This window comes from Microbacterium sp. (assembly GCF_035277845.1).
GTDB lineage: Bacteria > Actinomycetota > Actinomycetes > Actinomycetales > Microbacteriaceae > Microbacterium.
The window spans coordinates 1-3103 of sequence record NZ_DATEJS010000123.1; the positions used below are offsets into that span (position 1 = coordinate 1).

The 3103-nt window shown below is 72.5% G+C and carries 4 protein-coding genes and 1 pseudogene; 3 read left to right on the top strand and 2 right to left on the bottom strand.

The window, feature by feature from the left end:
* Positions 1–183: 183 nt before the first annotated feature.
* Positions 184–582 (bottom strand): hypothetical protein, encoded by a 399-nt coding sequence (locus VJR25_RS05200; RefSeq protein ID WP_324113226.1) that lies wholly within the window; start codon positions 580–582, stop codon positions 184–186.
* A gap of 13 nt (positions 583–595) precedes the next feature.
* On the bottom strand, positions 596–1360 hold the full coding sequence (locus VJR25_RS05205) for a CDP-alcohol phosphatidyltransferase family protein (RefSeq protein ID WP_324113228.1): 765 nt from the start codon (positions 1358–1360) through the stop codon (positions 596–598).
* A 32-nt stretch (positions 1361–1392) separates the two neighbouring features.
* Between VJR25_RS05205 and VJR25_RS05210 the strand changes: the two genes are divergently transcribed.
* The 3 genes and pseudogenes from VJR25_RS05210 to VJR25_RS05220 all read left to right on the top strand — a co-directional run.
* Positions 1393–2394: a zinc-binding alcohol dehydrogenase gene (locus tag VJR25_RS05210; RefSeq protein WP_324113231.1), complete on the top strand. Its 1002-nt coding sequence runs from the start codon at positions 1393–1395 to the stop codon at positions 2392–2394.
* Entirely contained in the window at positions 2391–2801 is a 411-nt protein-coding gene (locus tag VJR25_RS05215) for a 6-carboxytetrahydropterin synthase (protein WP_324113233.1), read from the top strand. Before VJR25_RS05210 ends, VJR25_RS05215 begins: the two co-directional genes overlap by 4 nt.
* A pseudogene (locus VJR25_RS05220) lies at positions 2798–3103 on the top strand (glycosyltransferase family 1 protein); the annotation flags it as partial. The gene VJR25_RS05215 and the pseudogene VJR25_RS05220, both read left to right, overlap by 4 nt.

Consider the following 3103-nt stretch of genomic DNA (forward strand, 5'->3'; position numbering starts at 1 on the left):
AGGGCCTGGGCGGTCTCGGCGTGGGGGCGGGCGGGGCTTGTCGGTGGGGCGGGCGGAGCTTCCGTCGGTGTCGGGTTGATCGTGGTACCCACCTCCGTCTCGCTGATTTACTTAGCATAGCTTATTAGTTGTGCTAAGTAAATAGCGGGCTCGACCCTTGTGCCCCGGAGCCGCGCGGGCGTGTCAGCGCATCGCGCGCGGACGGCGCAACAGCACGATGCAGGCGATGGCGAGCACGACGATGCCGACCGATTCGACGACGACGGTCTGCGGCACGAGGATGAAGGTCCACACCTCGACGATGCCGAACAGTCCGACGGTCAGCGCCAGCAGCAGCGCGGCGAGCGTCGCGATGACGAACAGCAGGCTGAGCACGGAGGCGATCTGCAGCCACCGGCCGCGCAGCGTCAGCATCCCGATCGTGAGCACCAGGGCGGCCACCCCGTTCAGCACGAACAGCACGCCGAGCACCCCGCCGACGCCGTGGAAGACGAGGAACAGGTGGATGCTTGCGATGGCGAGCAGCACGATCGCGCTCAGGATGCGCATCACCAGTGCCGCAGCGCTTCTGTTTCCGGCCATGTCGTACCCGCTCTCAGTCGAGGTCCTGTGGTGAAGACACGAGATCGTCGCCTGCTCGGTTCACCGCATCGCCCCAGGAGACCCGTCCCGGGCGGGCGGTGCGCACCAGCCACACCACATCGCGGCCGAACGACTCGACGAGCAGCAGCAACGCCACCCCCACCAGCGACATGTTCGCGGCCCAGGGCAGAAGGCCCGTGGCGACGGCGGTCAGGGCGATGCCGCACGCGGCGGTGACCACCTTGCGCCAGTAGCGCGGAGGAAGCGTCGCGTTCATCCACGGCAGCATCCAGCCCGCCACCACGAACGCGTACCGCATCAGTCCGATCGCGAGCACCCAGCCGCCGACCAGCCGCGCGTCGTACACGCACAGCACGAGCAGCAGGAACGCGTCCACCTCCATGTCGAACCGGGCTCCCAGTTCGGTTGCCGTCCCGGTGCGCCGCGCGACCGCGCCGTCCACGGCATCCAGCACGAGCGCGACCGAGGTGAGGGGCAGGAGGAGCAGAGCGACCGCGGAGCCGGTGAGGGAGGCCGCGGTCAGCGCCGTGACGACTCCGACGAGCACCGACCGGGTCGCCGTGACGGCGTTGGCCGGCCCCAGCCGGATCGCGCCCCGCCGCGCGAGCCCGCGGGAGAGCAGTGCGGACGACACGAGCAGAAAGGCGAGGCCGGCGGCCCACCCCGCCGGGCCGAGGGACACGGCGAGCTCGGCGCCGACGAGTGCGCCCGCACCGCCCGCGGCCCACCACCAGGGCAGATATTGAACCTTCGACATGCTCTCTCCGTGTTCTCATCATGACGGTCGCTGTGGACACGAGACAGGGGGCCTGTGGGGTTCAGCGCGACGCGGTGGCGCTGTGGACGACCGGCCCGGGCACGGCGCAGCTGCGCACCGAACGCCTTGACGCGCCTGCCGACGGCGACGTGCTGGTCCGCACCCTGTGGAGCGGTGTCAGCCGGGGCACCGAGACGCTCGTCGCGCGTGGCGCCGTGCCGCCCAGCGAACATGAGCGGATGCGGGCGCCGTTCCAGGCGGGGGACTTCCCGTTCCCGGTGAAGTACGGCTACCTCAGCGTCGGAGTCGTCGAGTCCGGCCCGTCGCTCGGGCAGCCGGTCTTCGCGCTGCACCCGCACCAGTCGCGCTTCGTGGTGCCCGCAGACGCCGTCGCACCCGTGCCGGCCGCCGTGCCCCCACGGCGGGCCGTGCTCGCCGGGGCGGCCGAGACCGCGGTGAACGTGCTCTGGGACGCCCGACCGCAGCTCGGCGACCGCATCGCGATCGTCGGGGCGGGCATGATCGGATGCGCGATCGCCCTGCTGGCGCGCCGCATCCCCGGCGTCGAGGTGACCCTGATCGATGTGGATGCCGCCAAGGCCGCGCTCGCGGCCGCGCTCGGCGTGGGTTTCGCCGCGGCGTCCGATCCCCGGCCGGATCCGGACGTCGTCATCGAGGCCAGCGGGCACGGCTCCGGGCTTCAGGTCGCGCTGCGCCTCGCGCCCACCGACGGCGAGGTCGTGGTGGCCGGCTGGTACGGCGCCGATGCCGTGCCGCTCGCTCTCGGGGCGGACTTCCACTCCCGGCGCCTCACGATCCGGGCCAGCCAGGTCGGCGCGGTCGCGGCGAGCCGACGTGCGCGGCGCACCACGCGGGACCGCCTCGCCTTCGCGCTGCGGCTGCTCGAGGACCCGGCGTTCGACCTGCTGCTCGGCGGCACCTCGCCGTTCACCCGCCTGCCCGACGTCGTCGCCGAGCTCGCCGCGGGCACGGCCGACCCGCTCTGCCACACGATCGATTGGAGCGCCGCATGATCCTGCCCGCGAGCCGGTTCAGCGTCACCGTGCGCGATCACCTGATGGTCGCGCACAGCTTGCGCGGCGAGGTGTTCGGCCCCGCCCAGCGCCTGCACGGGGCCACCTACGTCGTGGACGCGACGTTCCGTGCGGCAGACCTCGACGCCGACGGACTGGTCGTGGACATCGGGCGCGCGAGCGAGGCGCTCGGGCGGATCGTCGGCGCCCTGTCCTATCGCAACCTCGACGACGAGCCCGACCTGCACGGTGTCAACACCACCACCGAACGGCTGTGCCAGATCATCGGCGACCGGCTGGCAGAGGTGGTGCACCGCGGCGGCCTCGGCCCGGTGACGCTGTCCGGGATCGGCATCACGCTGCACGAATCGCACGTGGCCTGGGCGACGTACGAGGTGGCCCTGTGAGACGGGTGCGCTTCGTCGTGCCGAAGGGGATCGACGACCCGCACCGCGTGAGCGGCGGCAACGTGTACGACCGCCGGGTGCGCGACGGGCTGCGCGAGCGCGGCTGGACGGTCGAGGTGCGCGAGGTGGCGGATGCCGCCGGCGTGGCCGAGGCTGTCGGCCGCACGGACGGCACCGTCCTCGTCGACGGACTCGCCGCGGGGTGGGCGCCGGACGAGCTGGATGCCGCGGCCGCCCGCATCCGCCTCGTGGTGCTCGCGCACATGATCGCCGCGGCCTTCCCCGGAGCGGATGCCGCGACC